Here is a 22,394-nt window from a genome sequence, read left to right as displayed (position 1 = left end):
TCAATATTATTCCATTTTGATTATTGTTGATCATATTTTTTTACCCGAAGTGATCAATATTATCACCAAGTGACCAATAAATATACTTTATCTGATATAATTATATTGAAGTTAATTATTTTTCAAGACTAGTAAATATGATCTCGAAAGACGATAGATTAAAAAAATCACTTGAAAACTTTGAGTCACAAGGTGCTAAAGATACATCTGGCGGACATACGGCGGGGATTCACAAAAAGAAAGCGAAAGAGACTCGCCCTAATAGTCAGCGTAATAAAAAATCTTGGTTTGTCAAAGAAGCCTATTCCCCTGATGAGCCTTTAGAACTTGAGGTTATCTCTGGGGAAGTTTATCGTTTTTGGATTGGAAATACCCAACCTAAAACACGATTAGTAACTGACAAATTAGATAAACGTTATGTAGCTTCCGAAGGAGTTCCTGGGTTTAAAACGTTTAAATCAATTATGGAACAAGGAGGAAAACCTACTGACTATAAAACTCTAGCTCGCATTCTCGTTAGTGCGCTAGTTCTTGCTGAAACTGATCTAAAGGCTGATAACATTGGTGTAAATTCTGGCGGAACAAGCGTTAAAATCGATCATGACTCTTCCTTATGGCCGATTGTCAGAAGAATTATGTCAATGCAAAATGATCTCAATCAAGTCAATTTTAGCTTTGAGGATCTTGATGATATCTTGGCGCCAAAAACCTTCAAACCCACAATATGGGCGGGAGGTCTCAAGAAAGAAATAAAAGATGAATTAAGAAAAAATGAAGAATTCAAAAAGGAAGTATATCTTCAAATTTTAAGAATATTAGTTTATCCCCCGGAAGTTCTCACGAAGATCCAAGAGGTAAATGCTCCATCTGATCTTCAGTTAAAAGAGGAAATCGACAACTTCCTTCAAGAGCGTATAAGCTTACTCAGAACGGAGGCTTTAAAAAGCAAAGGATTTCGAGAATTTATAACGAATCTAAATATCGATGACTGCGAGAGCGAATTTAAAAGTGAACTTAAAGAATTTTTTTCAGAAAACAGAGCTTATGCTGAAGGTATCGATATATCTCATTCTATGCTTAAGGCAATCCACAAAATAAAGGATCAAGCCCAATTAAGTGAAGCTCGTGCGGGAGAATTAGATAAAATTACCCTACTGAAAGAAAAGTTAAATTTAGATAGACACAATCATGAACACCTCGCATACTGGCAAGAAAAAACAAAAGCAGGTGGAGGAACACTTGTCGAGTATAATGGCACCTATTATAAAGTTCCTTCGAAAATAGCCCAAATGATGAAGATGGACGCAGACTCATTTTCCTCTTATATAGATTTTAAAGATGAAATAGATAAAATTAGAAAATCTGATGAATCTGCTAAAAATACCAATTCGCTCTATTCTTTTTTTGGTGAAGTTAAAAACAAAATAACACGAGATAAAGTGACCCAAGCTTTATATGAGATTGACGATATTGAAGAAGCTGATCTGAATGACTTGGACCCATCTTTCAAAATGAAATAATTTTATGGATTGGGCAGCTAGTAAATATTTGATTATCTCTCAAAAGGAATAATGGATAATCTATGTATCGATTAAGTACATTACTCAGTGACTCAGCAGAAAAATTTCCTGATAAAATTGCCTTGGTGATTAATCAACAATGTTATACCTACCAGAAACTCTATGAATTAACTCATCATCTTGCGGCCTCTTTTTTAGAAAAAGGGATCTCAGAAGGAGATTGTGTTGCTTTTCTTCTACCAAACAGCATTGAAATTATTTTATGTTACTATGCTTGCTTTATGATAGGAGCTATAGCAGTTCCTGTTAATATTCAATTTAATAATGAGCTGATTCATTACGTGTTGAAACACAGTGAAGCGAGTATTTTTATAACCACGTCAGATTATTATACACAGCTGCTCAACGATGAAAAAATAATAAAAGAAATTAAGGAATGCTATCTTACTTCGGAAGCAAATCGTTATCCTGGCGTCCTTGACTTTCAAGAATTACTCTTACCTATGCATGCGCCCGTTTCAACAACTGAAATTGAATTGGAAAAACCAGCCCTGCTTTTTTTTACATCGGGCACTACAGGATTACCCAAAACGGTTGTACACAGTCAACAAAGCTTGAGCCACGGTACACAAAATCAAATAACGCAAATTCAGATTCATCATAGCGATCAAACATTAGTGATGTTTCCAGTATGCTATTTGATTGGTCTTGGCTCGCAAATTTTACCTTTTCACGCTGTTGGAGCTACTGTAGTGCTATTACCCAAGTTTGATCCTAAGGAAGCATTAGCAAAACTTCATTTGCATCGAATTACGAAAATCTATGGGTTTCCTAAACTTTATCTTGAGCTCATTAATCAAGCTAAACTTTTGGATTATGAAATCAACACACTCAACTTTTGCTTTTCAGGTGGTGATGCAACACCCGTTTTTCTCCAGGAACAATTTAACTTGCGATTCCACATTGAAATTACCGAAGGATGTGGTATGTCCGAACTTCAGATCTATTCCATGAATCCCCCTTATGGAAAAAAGAAAACCGGTTCGATTGGATTTCCTATAGCAGGTATGGAAATGCGCTTAATTGATGAAAAAGGGGTACCTATTTTAAAGCCACATAAACCAGGCGAAATTATTGTGCGTGGTGAGAGCATGTGTTCCGGTTACTGGCAAGATGCTGCTTTGACCGCGAAAACTATAAAGAATGGCTGGTTTCATACAGGAGATCTTGCATATCAAGATAACGAGGGTTATTACTGGTTTGTAAGTCGTAAAGTAGACATTATTCGCTGCGGAAAAGAATTGATTTCTCCCATGGAGATTGAAAATATTCTTTATCAACATGATGCGGTTAAAGAAGCTGCTGCAATTGCTTTACCTAATCCTAGTAGGAAGAATGATGATAAAATTATTGTTTATGTAGTGCTAAAAATTAAGAATAACCCATTGACTGCTCAAACATTAATGGATTGGACTAACGAATCGCTCCCGACAGGCAAACGTCCTTCTCAAATCATTATTATGGACCAACTGCCCTATGGTTTTACGGGAAAAATTGATCGAAGGACATTAAGAACTTTGGCAAAAAAACAATTGAGCTAGAAAAGAAAGGCAGAACTGGAATCGCGCCATCATGTTATAATGAATTTAATAAATAATACCTGGGGTCATTAATGAGAGTTCCTGTGTGTATCAACTTTCTTTGTGGATTAGGCATTTTATATCACTCAGCATATGCTGCTACGCTACAATGCCCACAGGTCATTCAAACAAATCAATCGTTACACCATGAAATAAAAGATTGGGATGTATTTACAGATGATTTAAATGGTGTTCATCAATTTGAGCGTATTACATTTTATTCGGGCCATCCTAAAGAAAATGCAAGCCTTGCACCTAATCACGAAAACTCTAAAGCTAAAAAACTGACTTGGACATTTGGGAAAAAAGAAACTTGGACTGCATGTGACTATGCACATACAAAAGTTCAACTGATTCGTAAGCTTCCTGCTGGAACAAAAAGCTGTACTGTGACTTATAATGCAAATTTTTCTAAAGTAATGGCCATTAAGTGCATTTGAAATACACAGTTAAAATTTGATTTTTATTTAAATAAGGCAAGAATAAATTTTATGACTCAAAACAATGAACCATTTATTTTTACTTCAGAAAGGCTAGGCTATCGATTACTCAGAGAAAGTGATTTTGATGATTATTTACTGCTTGATAGCGATGCTAAAGTAAGAGCCTTTTTCCCGAGTGGAACTCTAAATGCGGAACAAGTTAAAACAAATATAAAAAAGAATATGGATTTTTTTATGTTAAATGGATTTGGGGTATTTATTGCAATTGAATTACTTACTGGCGAATTTGTTGGTCGGTGTGGTTTTGGAGCAATTCCTAGTGGAGAAATTGAAGTGGGATATGTCTTCTTGCCTAAATTCTGGGGGAAAGGTTTGGCTACTGAAGCATTAATTACTTTGTTGAAGTGGGCAAAACAAAAAATACATTCAGTGGATGAAATTATTGCATTTACACCGATAAATCATCTTGCTTCACAACGTGTTATTCATAAAGCGGGAATGGAATTTTATAAAAAAGATTTAAAGGATGAAAAAGAATGTTTATTTTATAAAAAGCACCTAAGATAAAATTGTAGTTTTGTATCCTGAAGTCACGGCATTTTTTATCCTGAAGTAAGCACTTGTGAACAGATCCTAATATGAACATAGGGAGAATTTAATGTTTGAACATCTTACCAATTACCAACGCGCCAATCCTTCGCTTTGGCAAGGTAGAAAAGATACGAATAATGCAGAACGGTTCTTTCAAAAAATTATTTTTCCTGCGCAACAGACTGATCTCATTACAAAAGAGAAAAAAACTGTTTTCCTTGGCTTTGCCAGTGATGCGGGTGTTCGTCGCAATATGGGAAGACCTGGGGCAAAATTAGGACCCGATCAGATCAAAACGCAATTGGCAAAACTGCCCTGCTCCATAGATAAACCTCTTTTTGACTTAGGTACTATTTTTTGTGCAGAGGATGAACTAGAAACTGCACAAGCGCAATTTGCCAATTTAATCAGTTTTTGCCATCAACAAGGGCATCAAACGGTTGCCTTGGGGGGAGGACATGAAATTGCATGGGGGCATTATCAAGGATTAGCGCCTCATTATGCCAAATTGGGGATTATAAATTTTGATGCACATTTTGATTTAAGACCTCATCAAAAAAACCAACCAGGCACATCGGGAACTCCCTTTTCGCAAATTGCAGCCTACTGTAAAGAAAACAATCAACCATTTCATTATTGCTGTATTGGAATCCAAAAAATGGGAAATACGCCCTCCCTTTTTGAACGAGCTGATGAACTTAATGTTAATTATCTGACTGCGGAAGAGTTATATGCGAATAGCTTAGCCTGGCACTTGGCTTTTCTTGATGATTTCATGCTAAATCTAGATCATATTTATCTAACTTTATGCTTGGATGTTTTAGCCGAATCATTTGCCCCAGGCGTCAGTGCACCACAACCCTTGGGACTTACTCCTTGGCAAATTTTACCACTCTTGAAATACATTATCCAAAGTGGCAAAGTAGTTAGTTTTGATGTTGCTGAACTGTCACCGCCTTTGGATCACGAACAAAAAACTGCTAGACTGGCGGCCCTTATTATCGCAGAATTGCTACATACTATTTAGGAGTCGATTTCATGAAGAATACAATACTCTGGAGTACCCTTTTTGCCCTGCTTGGTACTCAAGTACATGCTGATACTACTACTCAGCCAGTAACGCCGCCACCTCAGCAAACACCTGGCGCCATGCCGCAAGCCCCTGTTACACCTACACCTCCCGGCCAAAATATACCATCGGTACAACCTGCACAAGCACCAGCAGCACCTATCAATTGTGAGTATAAAATTCCTCCAGAAACCAAAACGATAGATCAATCACTGGTTATTAAATGGGCGACAAAAGCCGTTACTCAGGCTTTTGATTTTAATTCAAATAATTTGGACTCCCAACTGCAAAAATTGCAGCCCTGTTTTACGGAACAAGGATGGACTGGCTTTAACACAGCGCTACAAAAATCAGGTAATTTGGAAGCCATTAAATCCCAAAAACTGACAGTAAGCAGTCAAGTAATGGGGCAAATTGTAGTAACAGAAGCCAAAGATAATCAATGGAAAATTAATTTGCCACTGCAAGTTGTTTACCAGAATGATAAAGAAAAAGTAACACAATTACTCAGTGTTGACGTAACTATAGGCCGTAAGATAACTGGAGATTTAGGAATTACCCAAATGATTGCTGCCCCAAGAGGGACAGTAACTCAACAACTACCGTCTGATTTTAATCCTAATCCAGCTACTGTTATGAATCCAAATATAGAAACGACCACCCCAACAACTGCACCAACAACGACCACCCCAACAAATCCAACGACTCAACCTGCACCTCCTACTACCTCAACACAGCCAACTTCTGCAAATCCTTCGGCAACCCAAACTCCAGCTACTCCTGGACAGCCTACTTTGCCAGAGAATCGATCCACACAACCCTCACTTCCAGCAAACACTCCTTAATTTGATATTGTCTTTTTAGTGAGAAAAGGCGTAGCCTGGCTGCTTGCAGCCAGGCTCAAATAAAAATAGTTCATTTTATGAAAGTCCTGGATGCAAGCAACCGGTTCTTGCTCACATGTGCTCACACCCCGAGGCTTATCCGTGGGGTTCAGTGTTTTAGTGCAGATCTTCTGGATCCCCCAGACAAGCCACGGGGCGTAGGCAGAGATGTGCTCATTGAAAGCAACCTCGGGTGAAGCATGTTGCACCCAAGGGCTAGAATAAGATTAGCTTAAGATAGCTTAACTTAACTCAGTTTATGCGGATTTAACAGCTGGTTTATTAGCACCAGGCTCACTCGGATATTCCAATACAATGACTTTTGTACCTATTTGGAAAAAGTTTTCACTTAACCATTTGGCAGCACTTGGGAAAATACGGACACAACCATGGCTTGAAGGATGTTCAGGAACTTCATATGCAGCATGAATGGTATATCCTTGATAGAAATAGGTACAATAAGGCATCTTTGCACCGCCTTTAGTATCTACAGGATATTCCCCGGACTTACAATCAACCCCTCTCCGATTATAAACTTTAAAAGTTCCGGTAACCGTCCTGCATGATTGATTTGAATTTTCTTCACATACATCAATACCTGCTGATCCGCCGCCGGTCAGTAAACGATTACCCTCTTCATCATAAGCAGCCCATGCAGAGACGTTCGGATCGAAAATAAAGCGCTTCTCACCTGTTGCCTGAATCTTCTGAGGATAATAATCACGACCTCGTTTATCTTTTGTATAATGAACCGTCCGATGCACATAACCTGCATCATCAGTAATTAAAGTAGATGGATCATTCTCGACACAGGATGTTAACCCCCCGACACACAGTAACAAACCTGCCCAAAACAACTTATTCATTTTATCTCCACTTAATTAAAACTTGAACATAACTACTTACCACACTACGTCCCGCGGCTTGTCCGCGGGATCCAGGAATCTCATAACATCATTGGATCCCGCGGACAAGCCGCGGGACGTCGGCAAGAGGGAGTAGTTACCTTGAACCTTACGACTCTAATTTTCTGTATTTAATTCGTGATGGTCTATCTGCTGCATCACCTAACCTACGTCTTCGATCCGCCTCATAATCACTGTAATTTCCTTCAATAAAGGTAATTTGGGAATCACCTTCAAAAGCCATCAGATGGGTACAAATTCTATCTAAAAACCATCGATCATGCGAAATCACAATAACACAACCAGGGAAATTGAGAATTGCATCTTCCAAAGCACGTAAAGTCTCGACATCCAAATCATTACTGGGTTCGTCAAGTAATAATACATTCCCGCCACTTTTCAGTAATTTTGCCAAATGCACACGATTCCGCTCCCCTCCAGAAAGTTGAGCCATTTTCTTTTGCTGATCCGAGCCTTTAAAATTGAAACGTCCCACATAGGCACGTGAAGGCATTTGAAAACTCCCTACTTGCATGATGTCGTGTCCATCAGAAATCTCTTCCCAAACTGTTTTATTGGGATTTAATTCATCACGCATCTGATCTACATAAGCCAGTTGGACCGTATCACCGATGCGAATTTCACCTTCATCAGGATTTTCCTGACCAGTAATCATTTTCAAGAATGTAGACTTACCTGCTCCGTTAGGACCAATAATCCCTAAGATACCCCCTTTAGGAAGTTTAAAATCTAGATTGTCAATTAAGATTCGATCACCAAATGATTTTGTAATTTTCTCCCCTTCAAGAACCAGATCACCCAAACGCTCACCTGGTGGAATATAAATTTCATTTGTTTCATTACGCTTTTGAAACTCTTTCGAATTCATTTCTTCAAATCGAGCGAGGCGTGCCTTATTTTTCGCATGACGTCCTTTAGGTGAAGTACGTACCCACTCCAATTCTGCTTTCATTGCACGCATATGAGCATCTTCTTGTTTTTGCTCCATCTCTAGCCGTGCTTCTTTTTGTTCAAGCCATGAAGAGTAATTGCCTTTGTAAGGTATTCCTTCTCCACGATCCAGTTCTAATATCCATTCTGCAGCATTATCCAAGAAATATCGATCGTGGGTAATCGCAACTACTGTACCCGGGAACCCCTCAAGGTAATGTTCTAACCAAGCTACGGATTCTGCATCCAAATGGTTAGTTGGTTCATCAAGTAACAACATATCAGGGTTGGAAAGCAATAAACGGCATAATGCGACTCGGCGACGCTCACCTCCTGATAACTTGCCTACAACAGCATCCCAATCAGGTAAGCGCAGTGCATCAGCAGCAACATCCAGTTTTCTATCTAAATCCCAACCGCCACCTGTTTCAATGGCATTTTGCAATTCACCTTGCTCAGCAAGTAAATTGTTCATTTCATCATCGCTCATTGGCTCTGCAAAACGCATGCTGATTTCGTCAAAGCGGGCGAGTTTTTCTTTCATATCCTTAACGCCTTCTTCAACAACTTCCCGTACCGTTTTATCCAGATCCAATTGGGGCTCTTGCTCAAGATAACCGATTTTAATTCCTGGTTGTGGTCGTGCCTCTCCCTCATAATGAGTGTCAACACCTGCCATAATACGTAATAAAGTTGACTTACCAGAACCATTCAATCCCAAAACACCAATTTTAGCGCCAGGAAAAAAACTTAATGAAATATCTTTTAAAATAAAACGTTGATTTTCAACAATTTTACTGACACGATTCATGGTAAAAATATATTGTGACATAACTACTCCGTCTTTTTTAAACTCTTTATTGCCTGGATATTACATACCGCAATTTATTCGTGGTATCCAGCATACAATACTCTGGCTCGTTTTCGGGATCACGCGAACACGCCGCGGGATGTAGGCCTTTTCCATCTTCATGGCAATGGTGATGTTCCCCTTGCTCCAGGCTACAACTCTATTCTTAATTTAATCCTTAACTTTCAGTTATTGATTGCATCATTTTCTACCAATCAAGGACTACTTTGCCCGATTGGCCCGAGGCCATAATTTGAAATGCCTGTTGGTACTCATCAACTGGGAAACGATGCGTTATGACTGGCGAGATATCCAATCCACTTTGCAACATGGCAATCATTTTATACCAAGTTTCAAACATTTCACGTCCATAAATACCCTTAATCACGAGACCTTTAAAAATAACTTGATTCCAATCAATAGCTGTTTCCTGAGGAGGAATACCTAACATAGCTACATGCCCACCATGATTCATTGCTTTCATCATCTCATTTAAGGCCATAGGGTTCCCTGACATCTCCAAACCGACATCAAACCCCTCGAGCATTCCTAACTCAGAAGTTACATCAGACAGTTTTTCGTACTTAATATTTACTGCGCGAGTCACCCCCATTTTTCGGGCTAACTCCAAACGATAATCATTTACATCCGTAATAACCACATGGCGCGCGCCTATATGTTTTACAATAGCAGCTGCCATTATACCAATTGGCCCAGCACCAGTAATCAATACATCTTCACCAACGACATCAAAAGCCAAAGCACAGTGAGTAGCATTTCCAAAGGGGTCAAAAATTGAAGCCTGTTCCGCAGTAATATTATCAGGAAGAACAATCACATTACTCGCAGGTATGGATAAATATTCTGCAAAGCAGCCTGGTCTATTGACGCCCACGCCTAAAGTATTACGACAAAGATGACGTTTACCTGCGCGGCAATTTCGGCAGAAACCACAGGTTATATGCCCTTCACCAGAAACACGTTGTCCTTCATGAAGTCCTTGTACTTCTTGGCCTACTGCAACAATTTCGCCATAAAACTCATGCCCTACAGTCATAGGTACGGGGATAGTTGCTTGCGCCCATTCATCCCAGGAATAAATATGGATATCAGTGCCACAAATTGCTGTTTTTTTTACTTTAATTAATACATCGTTGACGCCATATTCCGGTATAGCGACCTCTTCCATCCAAATTCCAGGTTCCTTTTTCGCCTTGACTAATGATTTCATAAAAGTACCTCAAAAATAAGATCTTCCCCGCGATTCAGAAAAGATGACTTGCTTTATATAACAGAAAATTCCTTACCTACAGTTTCAAATGCCTTAATCGCTTTGTCCAAATGATGTAACTCATGTGCGGCTGACATTTGGGTGCGAATCCGTGCTAACCCTTTAGGTACTACAGGATAAGAAAAACCAACCACATAGATACCTAACTCTAATAAACGATTCGCCATGCGCCCTGCCAAGCTTGCATCACCCAACATCACAGGAATAATTGGATGTTCCCCTGGGATTAATTTAAAACCTAATTGAGTCATACCTTCACGAAAATAATGACTGTTACGTTTTAATTTCTCAGCCAAATGGTTATTTTTCATCAAATTATCCAGAACAACACACGAAGTATGTGCAATCACTGGTGCTAAGGTATTTGAGAATAAGTAAGGTCTGGAACGTTGGCGCAACCATTCCACTATAGTCTGGTTTGCTGCAGTATAACCGCCTGATGCACCACCTAAAGCTTTGCCCAGAGTACCTGTAATAATATCAATGCGATCACTAACTCCAAAATGCTCAGGAGTCCCACGGCCAGTTTCACCCATAAAACCAACCGCATGCGAGTCGTCAACCATAACCATGGCATCATATTTATCTGCCAACTCACAGATTGCAGGTAGATTTGCCAAAATCCCATCCATAGAAAAAACACCGTCTGTAGCAATTAGGCGAAATCGTGCTTTTTTAGCGGCGATTAATTGCTCTTCCAAAGAGTTCATGTCGTTATTAGCATATCGATAGCGTGCAGCCTTACAGAGCCGAACACCGTCAATGATACTGGCATGATTTAATGCATCACTAATAATCGCGTCTTCTTCTCCTAATAAAGTTTCAAAAAGACCTGTGTTCGCATCAAAACACGAAGAATATAATATAGTATCTTCTTTACTTAAAAATTGACTGATTTTCTGTTCAAGCTGTTTGTGAGGCGTTTGAGTACCACAAATAAAACGCACAGAAGCCATACCATAGCCGTATTGAGCTAGTGCTTTTTGCCCTTCGGCAATAAGTTGAGGATCATTGGCCAAACCCAAATAATTATTAGCACAGAGATTGAGTACTTCTTCATGATTTACTGTGACAGCGGCTTGTTGCTGACTGGAAATAACCCGCTCTGATTTATATAAGCCTTCTTTTTTAAGTGTCGCTATTTCAGTTTGCAAATAATCAGTAAATTGCTCAAGCACTGCATTCTCCTCTCATTGAATTATCGTAAATTCCCCAGATCGCTCACTTCATAAGAAATCCACTGAGGTAATCAAAAATCTATTTAAGAAAACTATTAAAAATAGTGGATCATAGCAAACTTTAAACAGAGTCACCATGAAATTCGGGATTCAAGCATTATTTCTTAGCACATACGCTGTTTTTTTGCTAAGATTGTGCCAAAGTTTTTAAAGTGTGTTGACAATTCGCTTCCACAACCTTGTTTCGCAGCATATTTGCGGAATTCTGAAATCCCCAAATGTGAAATCAACGCGAACACATCGCAAAGCGGGGTTATGGCAAATTAATAGTCAATATTAACATAGAACAACCAACACGGTAGAACAAATGAGTTATCAAAGCGCGCGCATTAACATGGTCAAGCAACAACTTCGAACTGGCGATGTTTTAGACGAATCCATACTTAATTTGTATGATGTAGTACTTAGACATGAATTCGTTCCCGAACAATTTATGAATTTTGCTTATTCAGATATGCAGATACCTCTTAATCATGGTCAACGCATGCTCACCCCTTTAGAAGAAGGACAAATTTTGCAGGCTCTTGATTTACAAGGCCATGAAATAGTTTTAGAAGTGGGTACAGGCAGTGGCTTTTTTACCGCCATGCTGAGTAAATTGTGTAAAAAAGTAATTAGCATAGACTATTATGCGGATTTTACGAATAATGCCGCTCATAAATTAAAAGAGCATCACTGCGATAATGTTGAATTAATCACTGGGGATGCCAACCAAGGTTGGTTAGAAGATGCTCCTTATGATGTGGTCATATTCACCGGGGCAATGGAAAAAATAACCGAGACCCAACGTTTACAGGTACTTCCCGGGGGGAAATTATTTGTTATTGAAGGAACATCTCCTGTAATGCAAGGTCGATTATATGAATTGGATCACCATGAAAATTGGCATGAATCACTGCTTTTTGAAACAAACATCCCTTTATTGATCAATAAATCAAAGCCCAAAGAATTTGTATTTTAGGATTTACTTTAAATGAAAAAATTGTTGATCTGCTATCTCATGACTTTGGGTCTGATGTCGCAATCATTTGCTGCAACAGACCTAATGGATATCTATCATCAAGCTCTTGAAAATGATCCTGTCTTCAAAAATGCCTATGATACTTATATGGCTAATAAAGAAGCGCTACCTCAAGCCTGGTCTGCATTGCTTCCTCAAGCAGGCCTTACGGCACAAACAACTCGAAACTTCATCCATGTGAATGATGGTTTTTTTACTATCCAAGACGACTATTATAAATCCAGAGCATGGCAATTTTCTGCATCACAGGCTGTTTTCAATTATCAAGCCTGGGCCAGAGTACAACAAGCACGATCATCTGTTAAAGCAGCACAAGCCACGTTTAACGATGCAGCTCAGAATTTAATTCTTAGAACGGCCAAAGCCTATTTTGATATACTGTTTGCCCAAGATACATTAAATTTTGCCGAAGCAAAAAAACGTGCAAACATGCGCCAGTATGAACAAGCGAAACAACGTTTTGAGGTCGGACTTGATCCCATTACTTCTGTATATGAAGCAAAAGCAGCCTATGATCAATCAGTGGCTACAGTTATTGCCTCACGCAACAACCAAGAAAATCAAAGCGAAAACTTAAGAAAATTAACCAATCATGTTTATGAGTCCATAGCACCGCTGCGAAATGGCACCATTCCCCTTGTTAAGCCAGAACCTAACGATGTGGACGAGTGGATCGATACAGGCCTCAGGCAAAACTATAAATTATGGTCTGCGAAATACAATCTTGAAGTAGCCCGGCAAAATATGAAGGCGCTTTCTGCAGGAAATTGGCCTACCATCGCCATCCAGGGAAAGTCGACAGAAACAACAAATGAAGTCAATACATCCAGCCCTTTCTTACCTGCAAATCAAAAGCAATCCAGTATTGGTTTAGCTTTGAACTTTCCTGCATTCCAAGGAGGACTGGTACTCTCACAAACACGACAAGCAAAACATAATTTTCAAGCTACCAGTGAGCAGGTCGAACAAACTTATCGAGATGTGGTAGTAAACAGCCGAATTGCTTTTAACACAATTACCGACGGAATTAGCAAAGTAAAGGCAGATCGACAAACTATTATTTCACAACAAAATTCATTGGAAAGCACAGAAGCTCAATTTGAAGTAGGTACTCGTACCATGGTGGATGTGGTAAATGCCCAACAACGTCTGTTTGAAGCGCAGAATCAGCTTGCCAATGACCAATATAATTTAATTAATGCCGTTTTAACTCTAAAATATCTTGCCGGAACACTCAATGTAAATGATCTCGAACTGATCAATTCATGGTTAGCAACAACCCGGGTTAGCAGATTACCGCCAGCTGAAAGCAAGACCACTAAATAACAACTTTTATTCAGGTTTTTAATAATGTCCAATCCTTCTCAAGTTGAAAAAAAATTACTCCATTATACGGGTAAAGCAATTGCAGATTTTAACATGATCCAGCGTGGCGATCGGGTTATGGTCTGTTTATCAGGTGGTAAAGACTCTTTTACCCTTTTAACGATTCTGGATCACTTGCGACGCCGCTCCGGGAATAAATTTGAACTATTTTCTTTTACCCTGGATCAGGCCCAACCTGGCTGGGATGATACTGCAGTGCGTCAATGGCTGGTTGATCGCTCCATCTCTCATGAAATTCTGACACGGGATACCTACAGTATCGTTAAAGAAAAAATACCTGAAGGTAAAACGTATTGCTCTTTGTGCTCACGCTTGCGCCGCGGCATTATCTATCGATATGCTGAAGAACATGGGTTCAATAAAATTGCTCTAGGCCATCATCGCGATGATCTAGTTCGTACATTAATGATGTCGATCCTCTACAATGGTGATATTCGCTCCATGCCACCTAAATTACTTAGCGACAATAAAAAGCATATAGTGATTCGCCCATTATGCTATGTGCAAGAAAAAGACATTATTGCGTTTGCCAAGGAACAATCCTATCCCATCATCCCGTGTACTCTTTGTGGTTCACAGGAAAACTTAATGCGCAAAAAAGTAGCAAATTTAATTAATCAGCTTGCTGAAGAAAACCCCAAAGTTCCAAGTAATATTCTTCATGCCCTGCAGAGCATCAAACCCAGCCAACTTATGGATCAAGATATGTGGGATTTTAGAAACCTTGAGCATGGATTGATTACAAATCAAACAACCAATACCGACGAACTCTTTAGTACAGAAGAGTTTGAGCCTATTGAAGTATAAATAACGTTCAGTTGCCTGGGTGCAGAAATGAAATCCAGGCTTAGAGTTAACATTCCCCTGCATTCTCTCCAATATTAAAAATTCCTTCGATCTTTTCATCCTTAAATTATCCGATCATTTAATGAACCATTTAAATACACACAATGTATCGATATAAGCCAATGAGATAATAAGAACCACAAAATCTTAACCAAACCGTAACAATTTAATAACATTTTTGTTACAATAATGTTTTATTAAATAACACTATAATCTAAAATTAAAATAATTTAACCTTCATCAATAATTTACTTTACTTTGTTACTAGAGGAAAAATAGATCCATGTTTACAAATGCAACGGTTGACTCACGTATATTTCGAATCTATGCAAAGCGTTATTTTAAATTTGATTTTGTAGCAGCCATAGTCGTATTCCTTGTTGCCATCCCCTTATGTCTAGGTATTGCTCTCGCTTCGGGGGCGCCGCTTATTTCTGGAATTTTAAGTGGAATTATTGGAGGAGTTGTTGTCGGTTGCATAAGCGGCTCGCATGTGAGTGTCAGTGGACCTGCTGCAGGTATGGCTGCTGTGGTAGTTACTGCCATAGCCCATATTGGGGATTTCAACTCATTTTTAGTTGCTCTCTTACTTGCCGGTTTACTACAAATCATAATAGGAAGTTTCCGAGCTGGATTTGTAGCAGATTACGTTCCCTCTAATGTGGTTCAGGGCCTACTCTGTGCGATCGGTATTTTGTTAATAATCAAACAATTGCCGCTGGCATTCACACTTTCTGCAGATTTTAATGAACTCAAAACACATTTACTAGAAACAACGGAAGAAATCACGTTAAGCCCTATTCTTGCTCTATACCACCATGTCAACTCTGGGGCAATGTTGATTACGGTACTTTCACTGACTACGTTAATTTATTTTGATGTGACAAAAAATAAAGTATTAAAAGAAATACCTGCCCCTATTCTTGTAGTTATTTTAGGGGTACTACTTAATGAATTGTTTCAATGGACCGATTCAAGCCTGGTTCAAGATTCGCCGCAATTGGTTAACATTCCCCAAACAAATGGTTTTCATGATCTATTTGGCCAATTGGAATACCCCAATTGGTCCGCCCTGACGAACCCTAAAGTCTATGTTTATGCCTTTATCATTGGCATTGTTGCTTCTCTTGAAACCTTATTGAACCTTAAGGCAGGAGAGAAGCTGGATAAAAAACGCCGTTATTCTTCCTCGAACAGAGAATTAGTTGCTCAAGGAGTTGGAAACATGACAGCAGGTTTAATTGGCGGAATTCCAATTACCTCTGTAATCGTTAGAACATCCATTAATATCCAGGCCGGATCTAAGAGCAAAATATCTACTATTTTGCATGGGGTTTTTATTTTCCTTGCAGTACTGTTGATACCAAGTACGTTAAATAAAATACCTTTATCCTCGTTAGCTGCCATTTTGATTTATACAGGTTATAAACTGAATAAACCTTCTATTTATCGCACTATATATGCTCAAGGTAGTGATCGCTTTATTCCATTTATTGCTACGGTGATTGGTATTATTGTATTTAATTTGCTAACGGGTATTTTAATTGGGCTGGCCGTCAGTTTGTTCTATATCTTAAAATCAAACAGTCAGGCGCGGATTAACATTCTTAAGGAAATGCATCCTACTGGAGAAATTAATCGCCTGATCCTTCCACAACAAATGACCTTTCTTAATAAGGCAGCTCTGGTTGCAGAACTTGCTTCCATACCTAGAGAATCGCAATTAATTATTGATGCACGATATACTCAGTACATTGATAAGGAAATTTCCGAGCTGTTAAAAGAATTCAAAGAGGAACAAGCCCCCAATAAAAAAATCTCCTTGAATCTGATTGGCTTTAAGGAGCATTATAAAATTCATAATTATATTGATTTTATCAATGTCACAACGTATGACGTACAATCGAATCTGTCACCAGCGCAAGTATTAAATATTTTATATGAAGGAAATCAACGTTTCCTCAATGATAACTTGATCCACCGTTCGAACCAACTGGACATTAAGCATACTGCCAAGGGACAACATCCGATTGCCATCGTTCTTGGTTGTATTGACTCTAGGGTACCTGTAGAAACAATTTTTGATATGAGCTTTGGCGATATTTTTTGCGTGCGCGTTGCCGGGAATGTGGTAAACAATGATATTCTGGCTAGTATTGAATATGCATGTGATGTTATTGGCGTCAAACTCATTATTATTCTTGGTCACACCCGTTGTGGCGCCATTCAATCTGCATGTGATGGAGTTGAAAAAGGTCATATTACGGAATTGCTTAATAAAATAAAACCCGCAATCAATGCTGAAAGCGAAACAGAAGCAAGTCGTAACAGTAAAAATCCATTATTTATGAATAACGTCACTGAGTTAAACGTAGCCAATACCATGCAAAAAATTTATGAGCGCAGTTCCATTCTGCATGAAATGATAGAACAAAATGATATTTCCATGGTTGGTGCCGTTTATAATGTTCAAACAGGTAAAGTTCATTTTAAAAATTATGAGTATGAACTGAGTCAGCTGGGTGGAAAAAATTATGAACATCTAGCTTCTAAATTAAATGGATTATTAGAAGAAGCCAAGATGGGGGTATAATTTTTATGGCACATTTATATACCAAAGCAGAACCCCGAATAAATTTCACTTCACTCTGCTCACCGAATTTGGCAAGAGGTATAACGTTGTCTCACCTGTTTTTGAGCGGAAACTTCTGTATAATGCTGTTCCATTAAGAACAATACTATTCAGGAGTAGAAATGCGTGCGTCTCAATGGTTTTTAACAACTCTAAAAGAAACGCCAAACGATGCGGAGATAGTCTCCCATCAATTGATGCTGAGAACAGGAATGATTCGTAAACTGGGCTCAGGCCTTTATACCTGGATGCCTTTAGGTTTAAAAGTACTACGCAAAGTAGAACACATAGTTCGCGAAGAAATGAATCGCATTAATTCCATGGAGCTGCTCATGCCTGCAGTTCAACCTGCTGAACTATGGCAAGAAACTGGACGTTGGGATACTTTTGGCGGACAGCTTCTTACCATGAAGGATGCTAATGGTAGAGACTATTGTTTTGGCCCTACCCATGAAGAAGTCATTACTGACATTATGCGTAATGACTTACAATCCTACAAGCAATTGCCAGCAAGCTTCTATCAAATCCAAACCAAATTCCGTGACGAAATCAGACCGCGTTTTGGTGTAATGCGTGCTCGTGAATTTATTATGAAAGATGCTTATTCGTTCCATTTAAATTTGGAAAGCCTGCAGATGACATACAAAGATATGTACCAAGCTTATTGCCGTATCTTTGATCGCCTAGGACTCAAATATCGTGCAGTTGAAGCAGATACAGGAGCTATTGGCGGCTCCGCATCTCATGAATTCCAGGTATTGGCTGATTCTGGAGAGGATTTGATTTTCTACAGTGACCAAGGGGATTATGCAGCAAATATCGAACAAGCTACCAGCCTAAAACCAGAAAAGGCAACCCCTACCAGCCAAAAAATGATTTTGGTAGATACCCCAAACGCAAAAACCATAGCAGAAGTGGCAAAATTCCTAGATGTTGCAAGCAGTCAAACCATCAAAACTTTGATTGTAAAAGGAAGAGAGCACCCTATGGTTGCCTTGGTTTTAAGAGGTGATGACGAGCTGAATGAAGTCAAAGCAATAAAACATCCTTCGGTCCATTCCCCCTTAGAATTTATAGATGAAGAAACTGTTTTAAAAACTTTGAAAGCACCAATTGGCTCATTAGGACCAGTCAATTTATCCATTCCGGTAATTGTGGATCATCATGCACTTGCTATGGATTTTTTTATTTGTGGCGCGAATCAGGCAGATAAACATTACCAATATGCTGCCTGGGATAAAGATATCAGCGAGTACCTTGCTGCTGATTTGCGTAATGTAAAAGAAGGAGATGTCAGTCCGGATGGTAAAGGGATACTACGTTCTTGCCGAGGCATCGAAGTTGGGCATGTCTTTCAATTAGGGGATAAATACGCTAAAGCCATGAATGCCACAGTGATTAATGAACAAGGTCAATTAGAAACCATGTTAATGGGATGCTATGGCTTAGGTATCACCCGTGTGGTTGCAGCAGCCATTGAACAACATCATGATCAACAGGGAATTATCTGGCCTCAAAATATTGCCCCCTTCCAGGTAGTCATAATTCCTTTAAATGGGCATCGATCAATGAAAGTCCAAAGTCAGGCAGATGATTTATATAAAAGTCTAAAAGAGCTGGGGGTTGATGTATTAATTGATGATCGTAATGAGAGAGCCGGTGTATTGTTTGCAGATCACGATTTAATTGGTATCCCGCATCGTATCATCCTAAGTGAACGAAATATGGAACAAAATTGTGTCGAATATAAAAACCGTGCTACCGGAGAAACACAACAATTAAGCTTGGATAAAGCAATTGATGCAATCATGCAATTAATCTCAAAATAAGTACCTCTGTTACCTGTAGCCTGGGTTTCGTGTCAATGCATTCAGGCTACATTGCAATAGACATATCACCCAGGTGCACGGCTTGTCGGCGGCATCCATGAATGGCCATCGAAGCTGGATCCCGCGGACAAGCTGCGGGACGTAGGCAGGAGGAGCGAATGGTCGGATTTTTCTCGCAAGATGCGTTCCTTGCACTTACTTTTCATCCCCGGGATTCCCCTGAGTATTCAAATAAGTCAGTACCTCATTGTTTTTTAATGCTTTTACTCCAATTGCAGTGATGTGATTAAATCCTACATCTAACGTATACAGGGTTGCTGTTTCAGCTAAAGCCAATGCGCCATCATCACCGATATAGTTGTGACTTAAACCCAAATTTTGCAGTTGTATCATTGTTGCCAGGATTTTTGCTCCATAATCTCCAATAAGATTATTACCCGCATATAAATTATTCAGAGAACTTATTTTTGCAAGCTCAGCAATGCCTTCATCATCGATTAAATTATTGTCGATGTTCAGCAGGGTAAGATGATTTAACTCAGATAAAGCTTGAGCACCTTCTCGACCCACATCACAATCAACAATTGAAAGCCACTCAAGGGCCCTGGCCTGGGCTAAAAAAATGGCTCCCTCATTATGTAAAGGATTGTGATCAACAATGAGGTAAAGCAAATTAGGTTTTCTTGCTATAATTTTCGCCCCATCTTTACCAATATTATTGTCTTCTAAATCAATAAATTTGAGGGATTGGTTTTTATCAAGAAATTCTATACCTTCATTACCTAAATGATTACTACTTAGATATAAACTTTTCAATGTCTTATTCGCAAACAATGCCTTTGCACCTGCTGCACCAATTTGAGCTTTTCTTAGCGAAAGATGAATCAGTGATTTATTTTTTGCTAATGATTTAGCACCTGAAGAACCTATAGGATTACCGTCAAGAGAAAGAAAAAACAAGGTAGTATTATTTGCTAAAGCTTCAGCTCCATAGGGACCAATATGATTGTCTCCCAAAAGGAGATAAACCAAGGAGGTGTTTTTTGCCAATATCTCAGCCCCTAATGAGCCGATACGATTTCCATTTAAAAACAGATAACGAATATGAGTATTCGTTGAGAGCAATTCTGCTCCTTGATAGCCAATCTGATTATCGGAGAGGCTCAAGCGGGTAATTTCGGGGTGCTCATTGAGATAAGATAGAATTTGCGGAATATCTCGATCATGTATGGAACATTGATCCATAAATATACCGCCATCGCTGACACATGACTCTATATTTTCAACACACTCATTCCCTTGGAATGCAGAATTTATTATTTTATCCTTAGCTAACAGAGGTAAACTCATTGCACTCAGTATAAGCAAAAGACATAAAGCAGCTTTTCTCATCATGAACCAATCCTTTTTGTTAAATCTGATGTCCATAAGCCAGGAAATAAAAACTATGAAGTTGTATCACGAAGATAAATAAAAACCAACACACCAACTCATAAGATTCCTGGATGATAGGGTACAAAAGGAGATTTATGGGATTCATCATGGGTCATGCGAAAATGAGCACAATCTCGAATAAAGGGTTAAATTACAGAAAAGGGATAAATGCAAACTGGAATGCCCCGTGTCGTTTGAATTAGGTACAATTTAATCTAAAGTAATCCTAAAATTCATACAACTGAATTCGAACTCCCGTCTAAAAGATTTGAAGCTCTGGAGCTATTCCAAGTATGCTATAATAATAATTAATTTAAATAAATTAAATGCACGATGAATGAATCCGAGTTAATAGAATCGCTTACAAAAACTGCTTACACAACTGGTTCCGGAGCAAACTGTTTTTTTCAAGGATTTATTCATACGCTTTGTGTTCAAGATCCGGAAGTGATAGAGAGCATGTCTGAATTTCCCGGCTCTCAAAAATTAATCGAAATTTTTAATCGAGAAGTCCCTGAAATTAAAGTTAATAGCATGAAAGACTTACTCGTAGTAGCTAATGTAATGCACCCATTAGAACGTGAATTAGTATTTGGCCCGATAATGAGGATGACATTAAATGAACTTAATTTAAAAAGTCCGGAGCCAGAGTCAGCACCTTTAAAATTAGAGGAAGGCTCCATTATATTTCCTCCTCATGCAATAGCATTTTCGCATGCATTTGGATTTTCATTTAATGAATATACACATATAAATGATGCAGATGGCATGCCTGAGCACTTAAAAAATGATATTTTAGGAGGCCAATTTTATAGAGTACAACATCAGTTAGAAGGAAGTGTAGGTACTGTCAGTTTGAGACTAAAAAATTGTCATTTTGAGGTTGGAGGTTTAACACCCGATCAAGTTGAAGCTCATCAAAGTAAAATTCAACCAAAGGTGCTTGAAGCTCATCCAAGTCGACCAGAACAACCAGGGGCTCGCTATTACGAAGAACCATCACCAAACAGTCATTGTGCTGTTAAAAGTGCACATGTAAATTTTTCTGAGGCACTCTCTAAAACCATGACGGCACTAAGAGAAAGATCAGGTCAGCATACTTGTTTATTTAAGTCCGAGATGCTCAAGGAATTCAAAAAGAGTATGCAACTAGATCAAGGCATAAACGTATCTATAAGAGAGCCTATGAGTAATGAACTTGCGGTAGATGAATCTTATAAACCTAGTTGTTAGAACATAAAACAAATTCAGCTGCACTCGAATTGTTTTTCCAATGAAACCTGGTTGTAAGAACTCGCATCGTATAATAATCCTTATGCGATGAAATTGCCGTCAACTCAAGAATATCTAATCGCATAATTAGGCGTACATTGGTCTAAGATTGATGAGGATATTTCTGTTTGAGCGTTAATGCGAGGGACAGATTAATGTATTCCCAATTATGCGAACAGTATTGCTTGTGGAAAAACCTTATAACCCATTCAACTTGAAGGTACTGGATTTATCGTCTGAAAATCATCATTAATCCAGCCCCGAAGTGATTGGGCTATTTTTGATATTCACGGGCGTTTCTGCAACTTAGGATATTTATAACTGAAGCGATGTTGGTGCAGCCATTTAGTTAAACCTGATACGTGTAGCGCGCCATACGTCTTTTCAATGTAAGCACAAATATCAATGACTCGAGTGTAGGTTGTTTCCTCGAGGTGCGACTCAAGAGCGCGTGATTGAGTATCATTAAGTGTGCTGTGTAACACGCCATTTTCTAGCTTTAATTTTTCATCTGAGGTCCAGTCAGTAAAGTAATACCAAACCGTTTCTTCATGGATACGCAAAGCAACAGCCCTCTTTGCCCTACTGCATT

General features: G+C 38.8%; 18 protein-coding genes and 1 pseudogene. 13 read left to right on the top strand and 6 right to left on the bottom strand.

Annotation, left to right across the window (positions count from 1 at the left end):
- Positions 1-137 precede the first annotated feature (137 nt).
- The 6 genes from FOLKNPGA_RS05355 to FOLKNPGA_RS05330 all read left to right on the top strand — a co-directional run bounded on the left by FOLKNPGA_RS05355 (position 138) and on the right by FOLKNPGA_RS05330 (position 6,108).
- The gene (locus FOLKNPGA_RS05355) at positions 138-1,520 is read left to right on the top strand and encodes a hypothetical protein (protein WP_182352022.1); all 1,383 of its coding nucleotides are present in this window, start codon (positions 138-140) and stop codon (positions 1,518-1,520) included.
- Between the two features lie 62 nt (positions 1,521-1,582).
- Complete coding sequence (locus tag FOLKNPGA_RS05350) at positions 1,583-3,121, top strand: class I adenylate-forming enzyme family protein (protein ID WP_182352021.1); 1,539 nt, start codon at positions 1,583-1,585, stop codon at positions 3,119-3,121.
- A gap of 71 nt (positions 3,122-3,192) precedes the next feature.
- The gene (locus tag FOLKNPGA_RS05345; protein ID WP_182352020.1) at positions 3,193-3,600 is read left to right on the top strand and encodes an STY0301 family protein; all 408 of its coding nucleotides are present in this window, start codon (positions 3,193-3,195) and stop codon (positions 3,598-3,600) included.
- Between the two features lie 51 nt (positions 3,601-3,651).
- Complete coding sequence (locus FOLKNPGA_RS05340) at positions 3,652-4,170, top strand: GNAT family N-acetyltransferase (protein WP_182352019.1); 519 nt, start codon at positions 3,652-3,654, stop codon at positions 4,168-4,170.
- Between the two features lie 91 nt (positions 4,171-4,261).
- Positions 4,262-5,221 carry a formimidoylglutamase gene (gene hutG / locus FOLKNPGA_RS05335; RefSeq protein WP_182352018.1) on the top strand — a complete coding sequence of 320 codons (960 nt, stop codon included), beginning with the start codon at positions 4,262-4,264 and terminating at the stop codon, positions 5,219-5,221.
- 11 nt (positions 5,222-5,232) lie between these two features.
- Positions 5,233-6,108, top strand: coding sequence for a DotI/IcmL family type IV secretion protein (locus tag FOLKNPGA_RS05330; RefSeq protein ID WP_182352017.1), 876 nt, complete (start codon positions 5,233-5,235; stop codon positions 6,106-6,108).
- A 296-nt stretch (positions 6,109-6,404) separates the two neighbouring features.
- On the opposite strand, the gene FOLKNPGA_RS05325 is transcribed toward FOLKNPGA_RS05330, so the two are convergent.
- Complete coding sequence (locus FOLKNPGA_RS05325) at positions 6,405-7,013, bottom strand: L,D-transpeptidase (protein WP_182352016.1); 609 nt, start codon at positions 7,011-7,013, stop codon at positions 6,405-6,407.
- A 22-nt stretch (positions 7,014-7,035) separates the two neighbouring features.
- Here FOLKNPGA_RS05325 and FOLKNPGA_RS19180 point away from each other — a divergent pair.
- Positions 7,036-7,101, top strand: a pseudogene (locus tag FOLKNPGA_RS19180) (hypothetical protein); the annotation flags it as partial.
- 60 nt (positions 7,102-7,161) lie between these two features.
- Here the strand turns inward: FOLKNPGA_RS19180 and ettA are convergent.
- From ettA to FOLKNPGA_RS05305, 3 genes are all read right to left on the bottom strand, one after another.
- The gene (gene ettA, locus FOLKNPGA_RS05315; protein ID WP_182352014.1) at positions 7,162-8,835 is read right to left on the bottom strand and encodes an energy-dependent translational throttle protein EttA; all 1,674 of its coding nucleotides are present in this window, start codon (positions 8,833-8,835) and stop codon (positions 7,162-7,164) included.
- A 226-nt stretch (positions 8,836-9,061) separates the two neighbouring features.
- On the bottom strand, positions 9,062-10,084 hold the full coding sequence (gene tdh, locus FOLKNPGA_RS05310) for an L-threonine 3-dehydrogenase (protein ID WP_182352013.1): 1,023 nt from the start codon (positions 10,082-10,084) through the stop codon (positions 9,062-9,064).
- Between the two features lie 53 nt (positions 10,085-10,137).
- Positions 10,138-11,322: a glycine C-acetyltransferase gene (locus FOLKNPGA_RS05305; RefSeq protein ID WP_182352012.1), complete on the bottom strand. Its 1,185-nt coding sequence runs from the start codon at positions 11,320-11,322 to the stop codon at positions 10,138-10,140.
- Between the two features lie 367 nt (positions 11,323-11,689).
- Between FOLKNPGA_RS05305 and FOLKNPGA_RS05300 the strand changes: the two genes are divergently transcribed.
- The 5 genes from FOLKNPGA_RS05300 (at position 11,690) to FOLKNPGA_RS05280 (ending at position 19,096) form a co-directional block, all read left to right on the top strand.
- Positions 11,690-12,343: a protein-L-isoaspartate O-methyltransferase gene (locus FOLKNPGA_RS05300; protein ID WP_182352011.1), complete on the top strand. Its 654-nt coding sequence runs from the start codon at positions 11,690-11,692 to the stop codon at positions 12,341-12,343.
- A gap of 12 nt (positions 12,344-12,355) precedes the next feature.
- Complete coding sequence (locus tag FOLKNPGA_RS05295) at positions 12,356-13,729, top strand: TolC family outer membrane protein (protein WP_182352010.1); 1,374 nt, start codon at positions 12,356-12,358, stop codon at positions 13,727-13,729.
- 24 nt (positions 13,730-13,753) lie between these two features.
- Complete coding sequence (gene ttcA, locus FOLKNPGA_RS05290; RefSeq protein WP_232890701.1) at positions 13,754-14,596, top strand: tRNA 2-thiocytidine(32) synthetase TtcA; 843 nt, start codon at positions 13,754-13,756, stop codon at positions 14,594-14,596.
- 322 nt (positions 14,597-14,918) lie between these two features.
- The gene (locus FOLKNPGA_RS05285; RefSeq protein WP_182352009.1) at positions 14,919-17,228 is read left to right on the top strand and encodes a bifunctional SulP family inorganic anion transporter/carbonic anhydrase; all 2,310 of its coding nucleotides are present in this window, start codon (positions 14,919-14,921) and stop codon (positions 17,226-17,228) included.
- Between the two features lie 161 nt (positions 17,229-17,389).
- The gene (locus FOLKNPGA_RS05280; RefSeq protein ID WP_182352008.1) at positions 17,390-19,096 is read left to right on the top strand and encodes a proline--tRNA ligase; all 1,707 of its coding nucleotides are present in this window, start codon (positions 17,390-17,392) and stop codon (positions 19,094-19,096) included.
- Positions 19,097-19,291: 195 nt separating this feature from the next.
- On the opposite strand, the gene FOLKNPGA_RS05275 is transcribed toward FOLKNPGA_RS05280, so the two are convergent.
- Entirely contained in the window at positions 19,292-20,491 is a 1,200-nt protein-coding gene (locus FOLKNPGA_RS05275; RefSeq protein WP_182352007.1) for a hypothetical protein, read from the bottom strand.
- Positions 20,492-20,863: 372 nt separating this feature from the next.
- Here FOLKNPGA_RS05275 and FOLKNPGA_RS05270 point away from each other — a divergent pair, with 372 nt between their 5' ends.
- The gene (locus FOLKNPGA_RS05270) at positions 20,864-21,763 is read left to right on the top strand and encodes a hypothetical protein (protein ID WP_182352006.1); all 900 of its coding nucleotides are present in this window, start codon (positions 20,864-20,866) and stop codon (positions 21,761-21,763) included.
- A gap of 326 nt (positions 21,764-22,089) precedes the next feature.
- On the opposite strand, the gene FOLKNPGA_RS05265 is transcribed toward FOLKNPGA_RS05270, so the two are convergent.
- Complete coding sequence (locus FOLKNPGA_RS05265) at positions 22,090-22,365, bottom strand: winged helix-turn-helix domain-containing protein (protein ID WP_182352005.1); 276 nt, start codon at positions 22,363-22,365, stop codon at positions 22,090-22,092.
- Positions 22,366-22,394: the final 29 nt, after the last annotated feature.

It is taken from the genome of Legionella sp. PC1000, assembly GCF_014109805.1.
Classification (GTDB): Bacteria; Pseudomonadota; Gammaproteobacteria; order Legionellales; family Legionellaceae; genus Legionella; species Legionella resiliens.
The sequence above is the reverse complement of the archived record's forward strand: the minus strand, read 5'-3'. Positions and strand labels throughout refer to the sequence as shown.